This window comes from Bacillus sp. LK2, from assembly GCF_001043575.1.
GTDB classification, from domain to species: Bacteria; Bacillota; Bacilli; order Bacillales; family Bacillaceae_G; genus Bacillus_A; species Bacillus_A paramycoides.
Genome location: NZ_LDUK01000044.1, coordinates 1 through 21,754, shown reverse-complemented (window position 1 = coordinate 21,754; position 21,754 = coordinate 1). Strand labels below are relative to the sequence as shown.

The 21,754-nt window shown below is 35.0% G+C and carries 19 protein-coding genes and 2 pseudogenes; 3 read left to right on the top strand and 18 right to left on the bottom strand.

Annotated features, from left to right (window positions below; all coding sequences use genetic code 11):
* Nucleotides 1-72 precede the first annotated feature (72 nt).
* Nucleotides 73-993 (top strand): MBL fold metallo-hydrolase, encoded by a 921-nt coding sequence (locus VK90_RS22010; protein ID WP_048375222.1) that lies wholly within the window; start codon nucleotides 73-75, stop codon nucleotides 991-993.
* A gap of 312 nt (nucleotides 994-1,305) precedes the next feature.
* Here VK90_RS22010 and VK90_RS22005 read toward each other — a convergent pair whose 3' ends face one another.
* The 12 genes and pseudogenes from VK90_RS22005 to VK90_RS21950 all read right to left on the bottom strand — a co-directional run bounded on the left by VK90_RS22005 (nucleotide 1,306) and on the right by VK90_RS21950 (nucleotide 11,847).
* On the bottom strand, nucleotides 1,306-2,454 hold the full coding sequence (locus VK90_RS22005) for an acyl-CoA dehydrogenase family protein (RefSeq protein ID WP_002172566.1): 1,149 nt from the start codon (nucleotides 2,452-2,454) through the stop codon (nucleotides 1,306-1,308).
* Between the two features lie 154 nt (nucleotides 2,455-2,608).
* Nucleotides 2,609-3,277: a YdcF family protein gene (locus VK90_RS22000; RefSeq protein ID WP_374202580.1), complete on the bottom strand. Its 669-nt coding sequence runs from the start codon at nucleotides 3,275-3,277 to the stop codon at nucleotides 2,609-2,611.
* A gap of 303 nt (nucleotides 3,278-3,580) precedes the next feature.
* On the bottom strand, nucleotides 3,581-4,168 hold the full coding sequence (locus tag VK90_RS21995; protein ID WP_048375219.1) for a GNAT family N-acetyltransferase: 588 nt from the start codon (nucleotides 4,166-4,168) through the stop codon (nucleotides 3,581-3,583).
* Nucleotides 4,169-4,367: 199 nt separating this feature from the next.
* Nucleotides 4,368-4,748 carry a VOC family protein gene (locus tag VK90_RS21990; protein ID WP_048375216.1) on the bottom strand — a complete coding sequence of 127 codons (381 nt, stop codon included), beginning with the start codon at nucleotides 4,746-4,748 and terminating at the stop codon, nucleotides 4,368-4,370.
* A gap of 86 nt (nucleotides 4,749-4,834) precedes the next feature.
* A complete protein-coding gene (locus VK90_RS21985; RefSeq protein WP_048375214.1) occupies nucleotides 4,835-5,350 on the bottom strand; it encodes an SRPBCC family protein in 516 nt (171 codons plus the stop codon).
* 29 nt (nucleotides 5,351-5,379) lie between these two features.
* Nucleotides 5,380-5,724 (bottom strand): ArsR/SmtB family transcription factor, encoded by a 345-nt coding sequence (locus VK90_RS21980; RefSeq protein ID WP_002137101.1) that lies wholly within the window; start codon nucleotides 5,722-5,724, stop codon nucleotides 5,380-5,382.
* Between the two features lie 734 nt (nucleotides 5,725-6,458).
* Nucleotides 6,459-7,787 carry a YjiH family protein gene (locus VK90_RS21975; protein ID WP_048375211.1) on the bottom strand — a complete coding sequence of 443 codons (1,329 nt, stop codon included), beginning with the start codon at nucleotides 7,785-7,787 and terminating at the stop codon, nucleotides 6,459-6,461.
* 126 nt (nucleotides 7,788-7,913) lie between these two features.
* The gene (locus tag VK90_RS21970) at nucleotides 7,914-8,792 is read right to left on the bottom strand and encodes an aminoglycoside phosphotransferase family protein (RefSeq protein WP_048375209.1); all 879 of its coding nucleotides are present in this window, start codon (nucleotides 8,790-8,792) and stop codon (nucleotides 7,914-7,916) included.
* Entirely contained in the window at nucleotides 8,779-9,309 is a 531-nt protein-coding gene (locus VK90_RS21965) for a GNAT family N-acetyltransferase (RefSeq protein ID WP_048375207.1), read from the bottom strand. Before VK90_RS21965 ends, VK90_RS21970 begins: the two co-directional genes overlap by 14 nt.
* A gap of 23 nt (nucleotides 9,310-9,332) precedes the next feature.
* Nucleotides 9,333-9,796 (bottom strand): annotated as a pseudogene (locus VK90_RS21960) (DUF2691 family protein).
* Between the two features lie 204 nt (nucleotides 9,797-10,000).
* Nucleotides 10,001-10,435 carry a ferritin-like domain-containing protein gene (locus VK90_RS21955; protein ID WP_048375205.1) on the bottom strand — a complete coding sequence of 145 codons (435 nt, stop codon included), beginning with the start codon at nucleotides 10,433-10,435 and terminating at the stop codon, nucleotides 10,001-10,003.
* 230 nt (nucleotides 10,436-10,665) lie between these two features.
* Nucleotides 10,666-11,847, bottom strand: coding sequence for a YhgE/Pip domain-containing protein (locus VK90_RS21950; RefSeq protein WP_048375203.1), 1,182 nt, complete (start codon nucleotides 11,845-11,847; stop codon nucleotides 10,666-10,668).
* Between the two features lie 172 nt (nucleotides 11,848-12,019).
* On the opposite strand from VK90_RS21950, the gene VK90_RS21945 reads away from it, so the two are divergent.
* The gene (locus tag VK90_RS21945) at nucleotides 12,020-12,637 is read left to right on the top strand and encodes a TetR/AcrR family transcriptional regulator (protein WP_048375201.1); all 618 of its coding nucleotides are present in this window, start codon (nucleotides 12,020-12,022) and stop codon (nucleotides 12,635-12,637) included.
* Between the two features lie 22 nt (nucleotides 12,638-12,659).
* Here the strand turns inward: VK90_RS21945 and VK90_RS29955 are convergent.
* The 5 genes and pseudogenes from VK90_RS29955 to VK90_RS21920 all read right to left on the bottom strand — a co-directional run.
* Nucleotides 12,660-12,782 (bottom strand): annotated as a pseudogene (locus VK90_RS29955) (YolD-like family protein); the annotation flags it as partial.
* Nucleotides 12,783-12,921: 139 nt separating this feature from the next.
* Nucleotides 12,922-15,309, bottom strand: a complete 2,388-nt coding sequence (locus tag VK90_RS21935) for an immune inhibitor A domain-containing protein (RefSeq protein ID WP_048375198.1) — start codon at nucleotides 15,307-15,309, stop codon at nucleotides 12,922-12,924.
* Between the two features lie 340 nt (nucleotides 15,310-15,649).
* A complete protein-coding gene (gene ppsA / locus VK90_RS21930) occupies nucleotides 15,650-18,256 on the bottom strand; it encodes a phosphoenolpyruvate synthase (RefSeq protein WP_048375196.1) in 2,607 nt (868 codons plus the stop codon).
* Between the two features lie 133 nt (nucleotides 18,257-18,389).
* A complete protein-coding gene (locus tag VK90_RS21925; protein WP_048375194.1) occupies nucleotides 18,390-18,731 on the bottom strand; it encodes a YolD-like family protein in 342 nt (113 codons plus the stop codon).
* Nucleotides 18,728-19,993: a Y-family DNA polymerase gene (locus VK90_RS21920; RefSeq protein WP_048375192.1), complete on the bottom strand. Its 1,266-nt coding sequence runs from the start codon at nucleotides 19,991-19,993 to the stop codon at nucleotides 18,728-18,730. The genes VK90_RS21925 and VK90_RS21920 overlap by 4 nt, the downstream gene beginning before the upstream one ends.
* Nucleotides 19,994-20,195: 202 nt before the next feature.
* Between VK90_RS21920 and VK90_RS21915 the strand changes: the two genes are divergently transcribed.
* Nucleotides 20,196-20,546 carry a YxeA family protein gene (locus VK90_RS21915; RefSeq protein WP_048375190.1) on the top strand — a complete coding sequence of 117 codons (351 nt, stop codon included), beginning with the start codon at nucleotides 20,196-20,198 and terminating at the stop codon, nucleotides 20,544-20,546.
* A 183-nt stretch (nucleotides 20,547-20,729) separates the two neighbouring features.
* On the opposite strand, the gene VK90_RS21910 is transcribed toward VK90_RS21915, so the two are convergent.
* Nucleotides 20,730-21,368: a class I SAM-dependent methyltransferase gene (locus VK90_RS21910; protein WP_048375188.1), complete on the bottom strand. Its 639-nt coding sequence runs from the start codon at nucleotides 21,366-21,368 to the stop codon at nucleotides 20,730-20,732.
* Nucleotides 21,369-21,754: the final 386 nt, after the last annotated feature.

The following is a 21,754-nucleotide window of genomic DNA, read 5'->3' as shown; positions in this document are numbered from 1 at the left end:
TTGAGTTTTTAGAGGAATCTGTCCTTTAATATCGAAAAATTAGGTAAAATTGGAACTCAAGGAGAGAGGAAAATGGATACGGATTTTTTAAGCAAACATTTTAGTCTTGAAAAAGTTAGTGACGGGATATACGCTGCAATAGCGAAAGAAGGCGGTGGCGCCGTAGCAAATGCAGGTTTTATTGATTTAGGGGATAAAACAATAGTTTTTGATGCATTCAACACACAACAAGCTGCCGAAGATTTAAAGTATATTGCCGAAAAAATAACAAATCGACCAGTTACATGGGTTATAAATAGTCATTGGCACGGAGATCATATTCGAGGAAATCAAGTGTTTAAGGATAGTACTATTATTTCAAGTCAAATCACATACGACAAAATGAAGGATATTCATCCATCGAGAATCGATAAGCAGAAAAATGATATACAAGGTCTAAGAAATTATATTCAATCTTTAAAAGAACAAGTAAATCAAACCGATAATCCCAAATTAGAACATCAAATAAACTTTTTAAGCGAATTAGAAGTTTCATTACCAACTTTGAAATTAATGTTACCGCAACAAACATTTTTTGATGAAGTAACTTTTCATGGAATTAATCGTAACGCAAAGCTTTTCACATTAGGTGACGGGCATTCATTCTGTGATGCCATTCTTTATATTCCAGAAGAGAAAGTGATATTTATGGGGGATTTATTATTTGTTGATTGTCACCCGACATTTTTTGAAGAATCGAATCCAGAGAATTGGATTCATATTTTGGAAAGAATTTCGGATATGGATATAGAGATTGCGGTTCCAGGACACGGTCCAATTGGAACAAAAGTACATATTTCGAAATTAATAGATTATATAATTGATTTAACTGTGCTCACACGAACAAACATTAATATCGAAGATACTATTGTTCCTATCAAATACAAGAACTGGGATTCTCCAGAAATCTATCAACAAAATTTAAAAATGCTAAAAGGTATAGTAAGTCGTTAAATCAAAACATTCAGATACCATTAACTACAAACAAGTAGATTAGCACTACATTTAATGGTGATTTTATAAAGAATTTGCAGGTATTCGAAAACTTATTTATTAGATTCGCAAGTACGTTAGTGGAACAAGGAACAGAAAAATAATCAATTTCATTAGTAAAGGTAAACCACCACATCCATCAACTTCAAAATTTTATGATGCACCCAAAACGAGAAAATTGTACATTTTCACCCAAAGATGTTAATTTTCTCGTTTTTGGGTATTTTTTTTCGTTAGCTTGATAGCGATGTGGACAGCCCCTATGTTTTATAACTACGACCGAAACGCCGCATCCGCCAGTATGGAAAGTGTTGCATCATCCATCGGCGGATTGTGTAAACCGGCTCTGACGTTTAAATAATAACGATGAAGCGGATTTTTTTCTGATAAACTTTTCGCTCCGACGATACGCATTGCTTTATCTACAATAGATATAGCCGCGTTTGTTACAACATATTTCACTGCCGCTAGTTCTGCTTGCAATGAAAGTTTATCTTCTGCCTCATCGTATTTTTTCGCAATTTGATATAAAAAGACACGAGCTTGCATAAGCTCAAGTTCTAATTCTCCAACTAATCTTCTAACATTCGGTAATAAACTAATAGCATGATTCAAACTATTTGGTTTGTATGATTCCGCAAACTGAACTGCATAATTTCTTGCCGATTGTGCGATTCCTAAATAACATGCTGGTATATGAAGTAACCAACCAATTCCCTTCGTTTTAACCTTTGAACCCTTTATATCAGTGAAAAAACGATCCGGTATCTCTACATTTTGTAATACAAGATCATGGCTAGCAGTCCCTCGCATTGAAACGCTATCCCAAGTTTCTTCAATTGATACACCTAACGTATTCTTTGGAATGACAAACTCCCCGATTTCTTCCCGGCCTTCAATACTTGCTGAAATAATAAAATAATCTAGCACTGGTGCCATCGTCGTAAAAGTTTTTCTTCCATTTATAATCCACTTATCACCTTTTTGAGTTGCTACTGTTTCTGGTTTTCCGCCGCGCGTAGGACTACCTGTCTTCGGTTCTGTTGAAGCTCTATTAAAAAGTGCACCATTACGCACTTCCTTACAAAACCAAATGAACATCTCCTCGTTCCAAGAACGGTTTTCCGCTAATTCCTTTACAATACCGAGATGCCATCCAATTGACAATGCAGTAGCACCACAGCCTTCTGCTATTTTCTCTTGAAATAAAACAAAATCGTATAAGGAAATCGCATTACCTCCCAATTCTTTTGGCAACGTTAATTTTGTATATCCGATATCTTTCAAATTATTAATATTTTCATACGGAAATGACCCTAATTCACTTAGTTGATGCTCCCTTTCCATGAACTTCGGAATCAATTTATTTATTTGTTCAATAATTAAAGATTGTTCTTCTGTTTCAACAAATGAGAGTGCCATACTATAATCTCCTTTATGTTCGATTCATAAACCGTTCATTTTGCCATTATGATTATATGAAGCTACCTCTCTATTGTTTCACTATTCCGATAAAAATACAATGTTTTTGAACAATAAGAAAAGTTCCTATATAAAGATAGATTCTTTTCTTATATTAATCCCCTTTCAATGCCTTTAATGGCAAAGAGGTTACATATCCAATATACGAGAATAATTCTTTAAAAAAGAATGGGATTTCTGTATCTAACGTTTTATATGCTGACGTTGGAGTCGGTGATGCATATGCTTCAATATTAATATGTTTTGCGATTCTCATTGCGCGTTTCATATGAAGTGGATCACTCACGATCGTATATGTGCGTATTCCATTCTCTATTCCAACTTGCTTTGCATTTTTTAAATTCTCTTCAGTGAAAAGGGATTTTGTTTCAATTAAAATATCCTCCTCTTTTACACCTTGTTTCAATGCATATACTCTAGCAGTACGCGCTTCCTCAAGCTCTGCTTCAAACTTTGTACCACCTGTAAAAATAATCTTTTTAATATTTCCGTTCTTATATAAAGAAATCGCATGATTGATTCTTTCTTTAAATACAGGAGATGGTTTTCCGTTCCATGAAGCTGCTCCTAGTACGATTCCAGCATCCGTCTTCACATCATCTTCTGTTTTAAAGCGGTAACTCCAAATATCGTAAGCGGCATAGCTTACATATAAAATAATAGAACAAATCATAAGCAAGAACACTTGCAAGATTCTTCTTTTCTTACTTTTCTTACTCTTCTTATTTTCTTTCATTAATAATTGCCTCCGTACATCATCCATACTTCTATATAAAAACGTATATATCAAATCATTTTGTTTGAATTTGTTTAAAAGAAGGAATTTTTCTTGTTATATATGTATTAAAGGGTTTTCATTTAAAATTGAGGATTATCAATTCATTTTTCGTTTGCGGTTTTCATTACATTTGTGTAATTTATAAGTTTATTACCATACAACTACATTGTAACGAATTTTTTCTCATAATGGAATGATGAAACAAAAGTAACTAAAAGAAGTAACAGTTTTGTAAGAAAAAAGGCATATTTTTCATCTACACGATCCATATACCTTTCCTATTATGAATTATAATTTTTCTTTATACGACTCTAACTTTTCTAATAAGCGTTCTTTCACAACTGGCCATTCACTTGCAATAACACTATACACAACAGCATCTCTCACATGTCCGTTTGGCAATCTTCTTTCATTTCTAAGTACGCCTTCTTTTACTGCACCTAGCCTTTCAATTGCTCTTTGCGCTTTCTCATTTCTTACATCAGTCTTAATTTGAACCCTCAGCATATGTAACTTTTCAAAAGCGTACTCAAGTAACATATACTTACACTCTGTATTTATACTCGTACGTTGTACACTCGGGTCATACCACGTTTGTCCTAACTCAACTGTCTTATCTTCAACTGAAATGTTATATAAGCGTGTACTTCCTACAATTTCATTTGTCTTTTGATCAACAACTACAAATGGTAAATCCTTACCTGCCCCATAAGCTTTTATCGCCTTTTGAACATATTGCTGCATATCTTGAACAGTATTCATTTTAGAGATTAAATACGCCCAAATATCTCGATTTCCTTCCACAATTGAAAACATTTTTTCGACATCATTGCTATCTATTAACCGTAACTTTGCTCTTTCATGAATAATTTCCATTTTTAGCCTCCCCCTTTGTTGTAACTATATCATACTATTTTATATTAATTTATTATTATACATTAACACAAAGTGCTTATATTACAGAAATATAATATAAATTCAAAATAAATGTTTACCCCAAATACCTCATAAACTGCATTTTATGATAAATAAAAATGCGATGCCTTTATTCAAGCATCGCACCAATAATTTGAATTTACTTCTTTTCCATTACTGCAAAATAATTATTTTCGCTATCTGCAAAATTAAACACTCTACCCGAAGGCATATTTACAATTTCTCCGATTGTAACATTTTTGTTTGATAAATCACTATATAAATTATCGAAATTTTTCGAGAAGAACATTAAAGAAGGTGTTCCAAGATTTAATTCAGGCGACATTTTCGCAATGAATTCCTTATTATGAAGAATAATGCTTGTTTCAGCTTCTTTTGTTGGAGCAATTTCAATCCATCTCATACCTTGACCGTTATCTTCCTCTGAAATTACACTAAACCCTACTTTCTCTGTCCAAAATTCCTTTGCTTCATCTTGGTTATTAACATACAACATGATTTGACCAACATTATTAATCATTTATTTTAACTCTCCCTTACAAAAATTTCTATTAAACCCAATGCTTTACTTTACTATCACCGAAAATAAAATTACGGTACAAAAATCTATTTCAGCGACTGCAATCTCTCGTTCAAACGATCCCATGTTTCGGTGATACCTTGTAACATACCCATGTCCATAACGCTCTTAAGTGCCTCTTTTGAAACATATTCAGCACGGTTTATTAGCTTTGTCTTTCCACCTAAATCGATGAATTCCAATGTCATCTCTGTTGACGGCATAGAATCATTTACATTGCCTTCAGCATCCGAAAAGTAATCAGTGTAGGCAATTTTCTCTGGCTCAATAATCTCTTTATAAACTCCTTTTCCCCATGATTCCATACCAAAGAATTGCCCCAGGTTCTGATCGACACACTTCATACAGTAGTGCCAAACGCCTCCTGGACGGAAGTCGACAGTACATGCTGGAATTTCCCAGCCCCTTGGTCCCCACCATTGTTTCAAATGCTCTGGTTCTTTAAACATACTGAATACTAAATCGCGCGGCGCATCAAAAACGCGCTCCAGTACTAATACCCGATCGTTCTCTACTCTCGATACCATTGTATTGTTTGACATTTTAATTCCTCCTTAAATATGAACTGATTTTATGACTTTTCCTTGTTTTGCAATTCCTTCAAATACTCATCTAAATTATCGAATCTCTCTTCCATCACACGCTTAAATGACTGTACCCAACAATCAAGTGCTTGGAAAGGCTCAGGTCGGAGCTTGTAAATCCGGCGATTAGCTTCAGCCTGCACTTCCACAATCCCTGTATCGCTTAACACTTTTAGGTGTTTCGAAGTTTGTGGTTGCCTTAACCCTAGATGATCGGCAATTTCCCCAACGGTTAAGGGACCGTCACGCAAGAGTTCAACGATGTTCATACGATTCGGTTCAGATAAAGCGCTCAACGTCGTCATATTCACGCCCGGAATTTTTCCCGACATATCACTCACCTCGTAAAGTGATGGTCTCCGGTTATAACACATCAATATCATCACTAATATTATCGTCCTGTTGAATCGATTATAACCATTCAGGAATATTCCTGTCAAGGAATATTCAAAATCTAAATTGATACAAAACGTAGTCGTTACTTAAAAATAAAAATGGATTAAAAACATTTCACAAACCTATGTTTTACGATAAAGTGAAACTTTAATCAATGAGGATTTTGTCCATCTCTCATTGATTATTAGCCCACGTCAATCGGACTTTTACGATAAATAAAAAGAAGTCATTTGAAAAAAAATAATCAAATGACTTCTGCTCTTCTTGAGTGGAAATTGATCACGATGAGCAATTTATTTTTATGGTTAATCATTTGGTTTTTTATTGGTGTATTTATCGCTGCTATGGTTACTTACTTCAAACTCAAACACCTTCAAGATTAATGGGAAGAGTATCTAGTACCGCAAATGCAATGGTGCACGGTGCGTGCTATGGTCATTTCACCTACATTGGGTTCAATTTTAGCCCTATGGATAAAAGTAAGCGGCGTTTTTCTACTTGCAGGAGTATTAATCACAAGTATTGGTATGATTATATACTTAGCTAATTCGTTATTTATGAAAAAATCATCTAGAGTTACTTTAGAACATAATTAACATTATGCCATTTTCTAAATAAAAAAAATCAGAAAATGGCATATATTCAGAAATGAAAACCTAATATTAACTATTTATAGCAACATATACGCAATCGGCGTAATAATAAGCAATGTTAAAATCGTTCTTTGCACATATAAAACAATAAGTTCAGATACTTTTAACGGAATATCTGTCGATAATATACAAGGAATTGATGCGGAGAAAAATAAAATAGATGATACCGAAACAACCGCAATTACAAACTTTGTCACGAGCGGTGCACTTACAACTAAAAGTGAAGGTAAAAACATTTCTGCAATACCAACTGATGCTGCTTTAGCAGCTAGTTCCGCTTCTGGAAGTTGTAGTAACCAAGTGAATGGGTAGAAAATATAGCTAATCCAATCAAATATTGGCGTAAACTTTGCTAAGACGATACCAATTAATCCTACTGACATAATCGATGGTAAAATTCCCATCGTCATAATAAATCCATCTTTTAAGTTCACTGCGATATTTTTCATAATACTCGGTGCAGATTTTGATACTTCTAATGCATCTTCCCAAGCTCTCTCTAACATTTTCTCTTTATAAACGGGCTCTGGGAACCCTTCTTTCGTAATATATGTATCTGGCTTTTTGCTAAGTGGCGGGATTCTTACGGTGATAGCAGTCACGATGAATGTTACAACAAGCGTAGTCCAAAAGTACATATTCCATAGATGCATAATATCTAATGTTTTTGCGATGATGATCATAAATGTTGCGGACACTGTTGAGAAACCTGTGGCGATGATTGCTGCTTCTTTCGTCGTATACTTCCCTTCTTTATAAACACGATTGGTAATGAGGAGCGCAAGCGAATAGCTTCCAACGAAGGAAGCAACCGCATCAATTGCTGATCGTCCTGGTGTATTCCATAACGGTCTCATAATCGGACGGCAAAATGTACCGATAAATTCAAGTAATCCATATCCGACTAATAACGCTAAAAACGCCGAGCCAATTGGAACGAGTAAACTCACTGATATAACTAACTTCTCGTACAAAAACGGTCCAACATCTGGCGCAAAGAACCAAGCTGGTCCTACTTTCAAACAATATAATACGCCAAAAACAACGCCGACTACTTTTAAAATAGAAAAACAAATGTCTACAATAGATGCATTCCATTTTTTCGTATAAAATGGATAAACCGCACCAATTACCATAACAAGCAGTGCATAATAAGGTACTACAGAAGGTACAGTAGCTCTTATCCACGATACAATATGATCAATCATAATAGACGAAGCACCGTTTATCGTAACTGGTACGAAAAACATAAACACACCAACTAGACTAGCGAGAATAAACCGAAGAATAATCCCCTTCTCTCGCCCTGTCTTAATTACATTACTTTTTAATTCAATTTCACTCAAAATTCGACACCTCCTATTATCTAAATATTCTGTATAATGATGTTATATTCCTTCTTTTGATTTTGAATATTTAATCATATGAAAAAGCCTATTTTGAAATATACAGATCAAAATAGGCTTTTTCTATTACCTCTCATAATCATCCACAATCACTTGAATCACACGACAAGATTCTTCTGCCATTCTTTTATTACTATTTCTATTCGCATCATATGTAATTAACGCCTTCCAAAGCGCCCATCCTCTCGCTCTATTCCACGTTTCTTCATCCATACTCAATACTTCTTTAAATATGTTTCTACTATTTTTATCAAAAAACGTCCATGCCATCGCTGCATCACAGGCAGGATCTCCTACTCCTAAAATACCAAAATCAATTACGGCACAAAGCTTTCCATCTTTAATGAGTAAGTTCCCCGGCGCTATATCTCCATGAACCCAAACTGGTGTGCGTTCCCATGTTGACCGAAGTGCTAAATCCCAAAGGTGCTTTAATAATGTTTCATCAAAAACGTCCTTATTATTTTCAATAGCCACTCTCGCTTCGTCATCATATACAGATATAAGCCCGCCTCGGTAAAAATTATGTGCTCCAGCTATTGGTCCGTTACTCGCATCAATTGATTGTAATTCTATTAAAAATGCTCCTAAGTCCGCTGCAAATTCATCTAAGTCACGAACATTTTCTTTCGTAACCGTCTCTCCTTCTATCCATTTATTAATAGACCAAGGCCACGGATACTCTTCAGACGGATTCCCTTTCGCAATTGGTGCAGAAATTGGTAAAGAAAGTTCCTTACTTAATATAGGAAGCCACTTGTTTTCTTTCTCTACTTGAGGTGCATACGCTGCATCACTTGGTAATCTTACACTCATCTGTTTCCCTAAATGAAACGTTCTATTATCATGCCCGCTACATTTCACTGGCTTAATTTCTAAATGTGCCCATTCAAGAAACTGTTCTTGTACTAACCTTTTAGCTAACTCTGTGTTAATTGGATTCATTCACTTTCCTCCTTTTCTTTTGAAACTTACTAAGTCCATCCGTACTACCGATATATTCAAAACTACATCGTTTATAAAAATCATTCAACGTACGATTATGCCCAACACAATCTAACTTTAAATAATTTTTATCACATTGTACATTCTCGTCTATCCACTGTAAAATCCATTCTCCTATTTCATTCCCCTTATACTCCCGTTTCACCGCAAATCTATGAATATATAATGAATCCGAAACTTCCTCTTTACCATAAATACGTTCATCCCATTCATTTTGTTTAGGAGATGCTGTAACCGTACCGACAATTTCATCTTCTTTTAAAACAACATACGTATATTTCTCTCTTATACCTTCTAGTATTTCAGCTGTAGCTTCTTCTCCTAAAAGATACTGCCATTGATCCACTTCTTTATCTTGTAACCACTGTGCTACTTCTTTTAATAGAGTAATAATGCTTTCACTTTCATCTTCAGTGGCAATTCGAATTTTATATTCTTGAACTGTATTTCTCTCCATATTTCTGTTCCCCTTTCATATTACTACCATACTGACAAACGCGTTCTACCGTCGTTTTCATCTGTAATGTATTCTACATATAACCCTTGATTAAGTGCGTTTTCATACATCATTTCAATCACTTCTTGGTCTTTCGCATAAATTTGTATGTAATCACCATCCGCCACTAGAACGACTACTTCACACATACTCTCTTTAAATTCTTCATGTGTTTCAATTTCCCCTAGTACTTCTCCTTTTGGATATGCTTTTAAATCTACAAATATAAGATAATATATGCTTTCCTTTAATAGTTTTTTAATTCTGAGCCTTTCATGACCTCGTTATCTTCTGAAAATAATTCTGGACCTAATCCATTCCCCACTATTAAATAAGATTCCTCATTACCCACTTTCCAATCAAACGCAGTAATATCAATTGGCTTTAACACTTTCCAAAGTAGATTATCGTATCCACCTGGAATATCTACTGTAATTCCTCTTTTCATTTGTTTGCTCCTTCTTTATGGACCATGAATAATCATCTCTTTTTCTCAAATAAAAACAGTAATTATTACCTAATCAAGCATATTATTCGTTGAAAAGCAAGTAATTCCCAATGGTTCGCTCCAGTTTTAAATTAAATATATAAATGCACCTCAGCGGTTAAACATAACTGAGGTGCTTTTTCTTTTATTTATTTTTTTAGTAATTCACTTCGTTTTCACAAAATAATATAAAAACCACACCGCATGATTTTGTTCATCCGCAGCTATTCTACGCAACAACTCTTTCAGATGCGCATCCGATGTTTCGTCTGAAATTTCTAAATAAAAATCCACTGTCTTTTGTTCATCTTGTATAGCGAATTCTAATCCTTGTAAGTACGTATTAGGGCAATCTTCTGTAATCTGTGGTTTCGGCTGTCTGCCAGTTAAATTCGTATAGATTTGTACAAAATGATGAAAATGTCTTATTTCATCATTACGGATTTCAAGAATTTGTTTTCGTTCCACCTCATTTGGAGCCATGTTAGCTAATTTAGCGTAGCAATTTATAGCGCTATACTCTCCATTAATTGCTTTTTCAATATCACTAATCAGCTTATCATTCTGTCTATACCAATCATGATAATTCGAATTATACATCGTATCCCCTCCATTATTTCGCATAACATTTTATGCAATTTGAAATAGTAGGAGCATGTATATATACAGGGACAGAATGGACCCATTCTTATAATCCTTTACTCCAATCCCCCTTTAAAAATATTGAAAAAGCCTAGTTATCACTGTTTTCGTTTCCTATCGATTAAACATTCTATAATGATTTCACAAAAAAAAGAACGTTTCACTACTAGTGAAACGTTCTTTATCTTTTAAGCGTTTAATTCAGTTTTATGTTCCTTTATTGCACTACGTTTGAAAGCAGTTGCTAAAATGATAACCATACTTACCACACCAATCCAAACGAGCACAATAACAGGTGTATTCCAGCTTAACCCTTTTCCAAAGAAGAATATTTCCCTGAGTCCTTCGATCATAAACCGCATTGGCAACCATGAGTGCACCCAATCTTGATAAAATGACGACAACATTTCAGGTGCTAACGATAATAACGGTGCTCCAAAGAATAGTAATAGAGCGAATAACCCGATTCCCTTTAGTCCGACTAATGAAAGTACCGCAGAAATCATTAAGAGGAAGCTAAAAGAAGTAATGGATAAAAATAAAGCCGTATCCGAGAAATTCGGGATATTTAATCCTACCATTCCATCCGCTATCCATGTAAGACCAAATCCAATTACAAGCGCTGCAACTGCTCCTGTTACTATTTGTTTTACTTTTAATACAAAGTTTTCTTTTCTTGTACCTACCGGCATTTTACTAATGGCAATAAAGATGATTGCTGCGCTCGCTAAACTTGCAATCCATAACGGTTGGAATAAAGAAATTGGCGAGTTACCGTTCGCACTATTTTTTCCGATTTCATTTACATTTGTCACTTTCTTCGTAATTGGTGTTACTACATTTGCAACTTGATCTGCTGTTAATGTAGTTCCTTTTGCTTTAAATCCTTCTAATAGTTGTGTACGAACATTATTGTTCATATTATCAACTACGCCATTTAACATTTGCCCTGCCATAGTTGAAGCAGCCATATTCATTCCTTGATTAATATATATTTCTACCTCTGGCGAAGATGGCTGTGGTGTTCGTAACAATGCTTGTTTTACGCTAAAGTCTTTCGGAATGACTAATGCTGCGTAATACTCTTGATTATTTAAACCTTTTTGAACTAATTCCTTATTTTTTACTTCCACCCATTTCACCGCAGGTTCTTCATCCGTTTTTGATGTTTTTTTGATCATATCAACAATCGTTTGCCCCATATTCATTTTCGCTTGATTCGGAATTTCCACTCCTTGATCCTCATTCACAATTGCTATTGGCAAGTTTTTCGGCTTAGGTTGAACTGTTGGAAATAACGTTAATGAAAAAATAAAAACAACAAGTAGTGCAATGACTGGTGACAAATATAAAAGCTTATTTTTAAACATTTTCTGTTCTCCTCCTTTAATTTCAGTTACAATAAATGAACAGCGTGTTGTTTATTTATATTTTGAATTATATGTTTGAGCTAAATCTTATTCAATAATCAAAAATCGTGAATGTGTCGGTTATAAGACACATTTTTGAAATGTGTTGACTAAAATTAAGGAGGGACATGCTTTGCGCGATAGTAATTTAGATTTGCGTGTTATTCGCACAAAAACTGCCATACGAAATGCATTAGTGGAGTTAATTGAGGAAAAAGGTTTTGAAGCAATTACGGTGAAAGATATTACAACGAAAGCGAACATAAATCGAGGTACTTTTTATACACATTATCAAGATAAATTCGATTTAATGACGAAATGCCAAGAAGAAATTATGCATGAGTTTTCTAGCATTGCAAAACGGAAATTTCCAGAAGTTATTGCTGACCTTGGGTCAAATCCTTCCCCAACGACGCCGTTTGTACTTATCGCTTCTATTCTTGAATTTCTAAATGAAAATAGTGATTTTATGAAAGCTGTACTAAGCCCAAAAGGAGATTTATCTTTCCAAACAAAACTGAAAGATTTTATGTGGAAAACACTATTTGAAGATACAAACGGTGCTCTCATTAATAAGGAGAATTTACTTGTTCCAAGCCAATACTTAGCTTCTTATATGGCATCTGCTCATATAGGTGTCATTCAACAATGGTTAAATAATGGACAAAAAGAAACACCTGAGGAAATTGCTCATATTTTATCAACAATCGCAATTCATGGTCCTTTCTATGCAGCTGGCTTAAAGAAATAAGCCAGCTGCATAGAAACATGTTTTAATCAATCTCAATTACATCAATAAACTTAAAAATTCTTTTATTACGAAAAACATCCGTACAAGTAATCGTCTCATTTAATGGATTTATATCAACTACTGTTATGTAATTTTCATATAAATGTAAGCGTATTTTCATTGAAATAATACCCTTTACCAAACTTCTAGGCTGAGTAGTTACTATTATTTTATTAATAACTTTAAATTTATGTTTCTATGAAAAAAGCTGTTGAAAGGAATCCCCTTCAACAGCTTCTCCATTATTAACGATATAAACGAACTGCACCTGCAGAATTATCATCTGCTTGTCCAACTACTTCAAATTTCAATCCAAGTTTCGGTACATTACGCCCTGCATCTGGGATTAAGTTGTTCATATAAGATTTCGAATCATCAAACTTCGTTACACCTGGTAATCCTTTAGACTCAAATGTTCCGCGTGATGGAGATACAACTTTCCACGCTGGTGTTTGGTTAAAGGAGAACGCAGCATCTGCAATTTGATATCGTGTACTATTTTTAACAGTTGGTTTACCGTTTAACGTTCCAACAATTGCCTCTGGGTGAGAGTCAACAACTCCTAAGAAACCTTCGCCTGGATGAATACCAACCCAGTTATCTGTAAAGCTAGAGTCTGCATACCATACAACAAGACCTGTATTGTACGGTACACCGCTGCTATATTTTAACGCTTCATCAGCACCAGCATAGTTTCTCCACTCTAAATAGTAGTTATGTTTCTTCTTATAAAAGCCGTCTGATACAACGAAACCGTTTAATTTAAATTGTGGTTCACCTTCTGCATCATCAGAGAACACAACTTTTCCATCGACAGTTAATGTTGCATTATCAAGAGTAAAACCACTTGGTGCCGTAGCACCATCTGTAATGTATTCGAATACTAATTTTACTTTTTGACCTTTAAATTTGCTTAAGTCATATGATTTATCTATCCATTTTCCTTCTGTTGTGTCTAGACCATTTTTAACATTCTTTTCACCAATTCGATCCACTAACGTTTTCGTACCATCTTCTGTCACAGCATGTACTTCAAGGAAGTCCCAACCAGTTTCAATTTCATACAATGATTTGTAATCAAACTTCGTATTTGTTGCATTTGTTAAATCAAACACTGGCGTTTCTAGTGTCGTATGAAGATCATCTCCTTTTGTACTAAAGTAATATTTCTTACCAAATGCAGGCTCAATACCTTTTACATCTTTATCTGGTAAGTTAACACGAACGAGACCAGGACGAGCTGATTTCGTTACACTTTGATCTAAGTATGTCGCAAAACCGATACCGCGATTTAATTTATCATAGTCAGCCTCTACAATATTCGCCCAGTTTCCGCCAATGTTCTTTTGAAAGAACTCTTTGTTTTGCGGAGAGAAACTTGGTGGCGTTGAACCTGCAATTTTACCTGCCCAGCTGCCGCCGCTCATAACAGACCAAGAGTTAATCGGCTCACCTGATCCAGAGTATTGCGTATCATACTCATCTGGAAGACCTAAATCATGACCAAACTCATGTGCGAATACACCAACTGCTCCGTCTTCTGGCTCAATTGTATAATCGTATGCAGCCATTTTACCGCCATAGTTATCAACTTTTGATTTTGTTCCATCAATTGGATATGGGTTTCCAAGGTTCCATCGATGTGACCAAATTGCGTCGTCACCTAATCTACCACCGCCTCCATCTTGACCAACTCCAGCGTGAATGACCATTAAGTGATCAATAAGACCATCTGGTTCGTTTTTATTTCCGTCTCCATTACTGTCATATTGATCGTATTGGTCAAATTCTGATAAATCCATACCGCTTGCTACAGCTGCATCTAATGCCTCTTTTACAAGATCACGAGGTCCTTTTGGTCCTTTATTATCATGACCGCCATCGCCAGCATCTGCACCATAATCCGCTGCTTTACCAGGAACTGTTAACCACTTTGTTACTGTTCCATCGACGGTATAACTGCCGCCTGATTGCTGTTCATAATATTGTTTAAATGTTGGAATTTTTGAACCATCAAAGAGTGTAAATGGCTCATCACCAAATAACATTTTTTGATAATGTTCTGGATTAAAATCATTTGAATACATATAACCTGGTACTTGATCAATATTGTTATGCTTAAAGTCAGCAAACTCTACTAGCAATACAAGTACTTTATCTTTACGAACAGGCCCATTATATTCTTTTTGCTTCGCTGAACTAGTTGGTACTTTTCCGTTTAATCCACCTTTAACCTGCTCTTGCCCAGCTACTGGACCACCAGCAGGTTGTTCAGCTTTTTCTTTCATATCTGCTTTTGCATCTTTCACTTTTTTCAAAACGTCAGAAGCTTCTCTCGAGACACTGTCCCCCGCTGCTGGTTCTTTTCCAGCATTCTTGCCTTTTTTCTTCTCTACGTATTTTTCAACAGCTTTTAATGTGTCTTCTTTCGACGCAGATTCACTAATTACACCACGCTGCTTCAACGCGTCTCCTAAACGGTCCTCTTGAATTAAATTTTCATCAATTGGACTTAAAGATCCTACATTAGACGGCGTTGCCGCATAAACAGATTGACTACTAAATCCAAATGTGCAACTAAGCACAGCTGTCGCCGCAAGCGTAGACAGCACCTTAAAAGGCTTTTTCTTCATCCCTATTCCTCCCCATTATTAAATACGTCCCAACGTTTATATAGTAAAGAATATTCTAATAATTTGCAATATACTGTCTTATTTTGTGATATTTTTGAAAATATTCTTTGTTTTAGATTGATATACATTCTGATTCATCGATTTTTATAGTTGCTTCTTTCATGTGAATTAGAATCGTGGCATGTATGTTTTCTTCTACGACAGGGACATTCAAAGAAACCCAATTCACATACTCATTTTTATTTCATTCTTTAGTTTCAGTTGATAGTAGCAGGCTAAAAAAATAAAGAGATCGTCCACTATATTTAGTGAATGATCTCTTTATTTATCTAAAGTACAACTACAATATTTCAATATACCCTTCTGTTCCATGCACCCGAATTCGTTGCCCATCTTTTATTAGTTTCGTAGCATGCTCTACCCCGACTACTGCTGGTAATCCATATTCACGTGCAATAACTGCTCCGTGTGTCATGAGTCCGCCAACTTCAGTGACTAACCCTTTTATAGACACAAATAATGGTGTCCAGCCTGGATCAGTAAATGCCGTAACTAATATATCTCCATCTTCTAAATTCGCTTCTTCCATGTTTAAAATAACACGAGCTCTCCCCTCAATCACTCCAGAAGAAACAGGTAAACCTACTATCGCTTCGACCGGGAGATTTTCTCGTTTATATTTACCTATAATAATTTCACCATCAGACGTAATTACACGCGGCGGCGTTAGTTTTTCATATAATTTGTACTCATTTTTCCGATTATTGATGACCTCGTAAGTTAGTTTATTTGTGCGAACGACTTCGTGAAGTTCTTCAAAAGTCAGATAGTATATATCTTCTATTTCATGAATAACGCTATTTTGCATGAGTTGCTCGGCTTCTTTCAGTAATGCCTGCTTATATATGAAATAACGATTAATCATTCCGTATTTTGGATATTCACGATAACCAGTGAAATTCCGGATTAAACTGATCATTCGCTTCGTCTCTTCTACTTTTTGTACGCCATCTGGTACATGCTGCAATCGATTCAATAAATCTTCTCCTTTTTTCAAAGCTTCCTGCAGCCCTTCTTCAAATTTCCGCTTACTAGCACCAGCTTCAAAGTCTCTTATATTATTTAAAATCATTGGGATAATTGTAGTTGGCTTTTCACTCCAGCGCGTTTTCGTAATATCGATTTCTCCGCTACATCTCATTCCGTATTTATTCAGAAAAGCATAGATTGCATCTCGGGCTTTCTCCCCACCTTTAAACTTAACTAGTTCATCTAAAAAGCTGTCATCTTTTATATGCTGTAAATACTCAATGACTTCTGGATACGGTCGAATCACATCTGCAACATCCAATAATGCTAGCCCCATTTCTGACGTAATATTGTTTTGTACAGATTGTGAAAGTATGTCTGCTACATTTTTTTCACCTAGCCATTGCTCCATCTTTTCATTGATCCATGATGAAGCAACCATACCTGCCATAATTACAGCTATACTTTGCGGGTTAAATAATACTTTCCGTAATTGCTGGATGTCTTCCAAAATAAAATCAAGTACATCCACCCCTGATTTCGTTTGAATGTTTTGTTTTAACTCTTCGATCGAGGCTTGACTATTCTTTATTAAATCCGTAACGATTGCTGGATCATTTTCGATTTGTGGTTGCGAACTTGCAGATGGCATACTTTTACCAACACTTTTTTCTTTTTCATCATCCGGTAACAATTTGATAAAATCATCTCGCTCTATTACAGTCGTTAATGCATCTTTGATGAGCGGATCCGATTTTCCTAAAGTATTGATTAAGAACTCTCTGCTAGCAGGTGAAGCTAATCTTTGTGTAGCATCAACAAACAACCTTCCCCCCGCTTTACGCATAGGCGCACGAGTCGTTAACAGGAAAAAAGACAACCCTAGTGGTTTCATTGCATCAGTCATCATTTGTTGGTGACCAACCGATATATATACATGATTTTCTTGATCATTTGCTTCTGGAATTGGATATAAAGTCGTGATAGGTCGACTTTGGACAATATAAAATGTATCATCAACTAAACACCATTCAATATCTTGCGGACAACCAAAATAAGCTTCAATCTGTCTGCCGATCTGTGCTAGTTGTAATATTTGTTGTTCCGTAAGTGTTTGAATCTTTTGCTGAGTGAGATCGATCTGTTTTGTCTCTGTTCCGCCCTCTTTTAAGGCATAGATAGCCAATTTTTTAGTTGCGATCATCTTATCGACGATTTCCCCTTCTTTTACTTTATAATTATCAGCAGAGACCAGTCCTGATACTAATGCCTCACCAAGTCCAAAACTGGCATCAATTGATAGCACCTTTCGATTAGAAGTAATCGGGTCAGCAGTAAATAAAATTCCCGAAGCCTGCGGGAAAACCATCCTTTGAACGACAACACATATAGAAACTTGACTGTGTTCAAAACCATTTTGCATTCGGTAAATGACCGCTCGATCTGTAAATAAAGAAGCCCAACACTTTCTTACATGCTGCAAGATTGCTTCTTTTCCGATGATATTTAAATACGTATCTTGTTGACCAGCAAACGAGGCATATGGTAAATCTTCAGCAGTAGCACTAGAACGTACTGCATAAGCATGTTCATTTCCAAAACGAGAGAGATAACGAGCTACCACTTCCGCTACATTAGAAGGAATTTCTACTTCCATAATGGTTTCTCTAATCTTCTTACTGATTTCACCAATTTGATCTCGGTCCTCAATTTTTAGCCTTGTTAATTGATTCAACAAAGCTTGAAACGCTTCATTTTGCTCGATTGCTTTTTCATATCCTACCGTTGTAACACAAAACCCTTCTGGCACTTGTATACCTTGAATATTTGATAACTCCCCTAAATTCAAGCCTTTTCCGCCAACGAGCGAAAGCTGCGTTTTTTGTATTTCCTGAAAATCGAGAACGAAAGAACTCATTCGGCACCTCTCCTTACTATTCGTGTGCTATTGATTGTAGCAAGAGTAAATGAGAATAAACAGTCTATTTTGACCGTTAATTACATGATATAATTAAGTTAGGAAGAGATAATTATTTTTATTTCCCCTCCCTCTAATTCACTTCAATTACATCAACAAACTTAAAAATTCTTTTATTACGAAAAGCATCCGTACAAGTAATCGTCTCATTTAATGGATTTATATCAGCTACTGTTATGTAATTTTTATATAGATAGCCATCTTTATAATATGTAAGTAAAACCTCTTCCTCACCTAAAAATGAACATAATAGCTTATTTTCAATCATTTCTTTTGCATCTTGCGTTAAGATTGGACGCGGGACTTTCGTTTGCTCATGTATCATTTCTTTAATAGTTACGAACTGCTCTGGCATACTAGCAAACGGTTGCCACTTTACCATGCCTCTTCCTTTTGGCATATTAGCATTCTTCACGATTTATGACCTCCTAATAATGTGTTTCTATATCTTGCTGTTGCGACGCTCGTGTAGGAAATCCCCCGTAAAATACTGTTCTTACCAAATCGTGTTCGAATCTCGTCCATGACCTTCGTTAATCGCATTTCTTTTTCTCTTTGTATAATGTTATCGAAAAGTGAAATTTGTTCTTCTCCTTCATTTATTAAATTTGTTAACGAAATACTTATCGATCGAATCGGCTCCCCCGTATGACGCTCATATAAAAAATATGTACAAATATTATAAATATCCAGCGTTAAATTTGTTGCCCGGTTTAACGTATGCGCCTTTCTTATTCCCCCGCCATATTCCTTGCTATACCCGACTGAAAAATGGATTGTTTGAGCACATTTCTTTTCTCTTCTCAACCTATAACAAACTTCTTCTATATGCTCTAATAAAATAACGACGAATTCTTCTATCGAGTAATCACGAAATAATATTTGGCTCTTCGCTATAGATGTTGTCGCTGGAACATATTTCTCTGCTATTCTGCTAAAATCAATCCCATTACTATGCAGATGTAATTCTTCTCCTATTACACCGAAAGATTGCTTTAAATATTTCAAAGGATACTGCGCTAATTCTCCAATTGTATGTATACCTTTTCGATTCAATTTCATTTCAGTTTTATACGATATACCCCAAAATTTACTGAGCGGTCTAATGCTCCATAACTTCTCGGGTATATCGTCATATGTCCAATGCGCTATTCCATCTTTATTCTTTTTCGCTTCAATATCCATTGCTACTTTACTCAATAATAAATTCGGCCCGATACCAATCGTACTTTCAATCCTTGTACGTTCATATATTTCTCGCTTGAACTTTAATGCAAACTCACACGGGTTACTCGCAAATAAATGAATACTTGCAGTCATATCCATGAAAAACTCGTCGATACTATATTGATGAAAATCTTCCGGTGCAACATATTGCAAAGCTAAACCTGTTATGTAAGTTGAACACTTCATATACGTATGCATAATCGGATTCACAATAATAATATCTGGCCGCTTTGGTATTTCGTACAAACGTGCCATCTTCTTTATTCCTAATGCTTTTAATGGTGGTGTTGCCGCTAATACGATCGACCCACTCCGATTTACATCTCCTACAACAGCCAATTTTGTATAACGTGGATCAAGTCCTTTTTTAATACATGATACGCTCGCATAAAAGCTACGAAGATCTACACAAAGAATAATTCGATTTGGCAATAGAGAATAATCATACAAGGGAATCACTCCTAACAAAAGAACATTTGTTCTTATTATATACGAACTTACGTTCTTTTAAAAGGTGTTTCCATGAAAATTTTGGTTAAAATAACCGTACTTTAAAAACCTGTTTTAAGAAAAACTTAAGGAATTTCCCTCTATATTCATAAGAAGTTTTTTCTATACTGAAAAATGTAAATACGCAAAAGGAGAAACAATAATGAAGAAATTTGCACTTTGCATAATAGGAATAAGCCTTCCTATATACTTACTACCTTTCATGTTACGCGGGGGTTTGGACAGATTTAATCCGATTGCTGAAGAAAAAAATGTATACGCCATTGCGAAGGGATATGGCGTTCCGGATTATAATCATAATGGAAGAGCTATGTACTCATTAAAATGTGTTGATGAATCAAGGAATGAGAAAGAATATACAGTAGGAACTAACACTCCTAATGACTTTATAAGAAAAACTCACTTAAAAATTCATGTGAAAGGCAGGTATGTTTATTCTTATGAGGTCATTTCTGAAAAGGATATTCCGGAGAAAATAAAGGGACAATTGTAATATAGTATATAAACAAAAAAGCCGATTTCTTTATCGTATAGGAAATCGACTTTTGGCTTAGTTATTGATTTAGTAATAAAAAATCACCAGTGCTTTTATTAGTAAAATTAGATAACATTTTAGATTACATGTAAATAGACTTTATTGTAATTTTGTTTCGCTATTAGTGTATTACAAGTTATTTTACTTTTTCACTCTACCTATATATAATAATCCATTAGAACGGTTACCATTCATTGTTACGTACTCTACTTTTTCATACTCTAATTTCTCAAAAGTATTTGTCCATTCCTTTACACGTTTTTCACTATGATGGCGCAAAATAGCTCCATCATATAATTCAAATACGCCATAAGTGCCATACTTATCAACATACTGTTCATAGCGTGTTTTATTTCTTTCATCCTCATTTAGTAAAAAATCATTAATATAAATAATACCTTCTGGTTTTAATACCCGTTTAATTTCATTTAAAATAGAATCCTGTTCTTGATTTTGGTATACACAGGTTAGAACTGCAAATAATAAAACGGAATCAAAAAAATTATCCGGGAAGGGAAGTTTCCCGCTTTTAATAATATTAAAATCAATAGCTATATCATTTGATTTAGCCCGTTTAATCATTTCTTCTGAAAAATCCACACCATATAAATTCGTAAATTGTTGTTCTTTTAGTTCAAGTAATGTTCTTCCGTACCCGCATCCATAGTCCAATAAGATTGAATCCTTATTTACATACTTTGAGAATAAGTCAAGTTGAAAAGGTGTCGTGAATTCTTTTTCATTTGCTACTCCATTCCAATATTCTTTTTGTTTATTCATATGTGACAACATTCCTTTCCCATAAATTCCCTTGATTATATTCCTAACAAAAAGAAAAAAACAGTCTTTACATTCATTTGTGTATTTGATACAAATCTGAAATAACTATAAAAAACACTATCCTTTCCTATGATTTTACAGAAAGAATAGTGTTTTTTTCATTTCAGGGTAATCTATTTTCTTAACTTGATGGGTATGTGATGCTACCCCACACCCATCAACTTAAGGGATATATTTATACAAAATGCGGTCTTTTCACGTAGTATTTTATTATCGTTTATAGATGTTATAAAAGTAGGCATATCAAATAAACCCTGACGGGTTTGAATTTTTTTACTATGCTACCTGATGAGTAGAAGTGGTATACTCATAGACAACACCCAAAA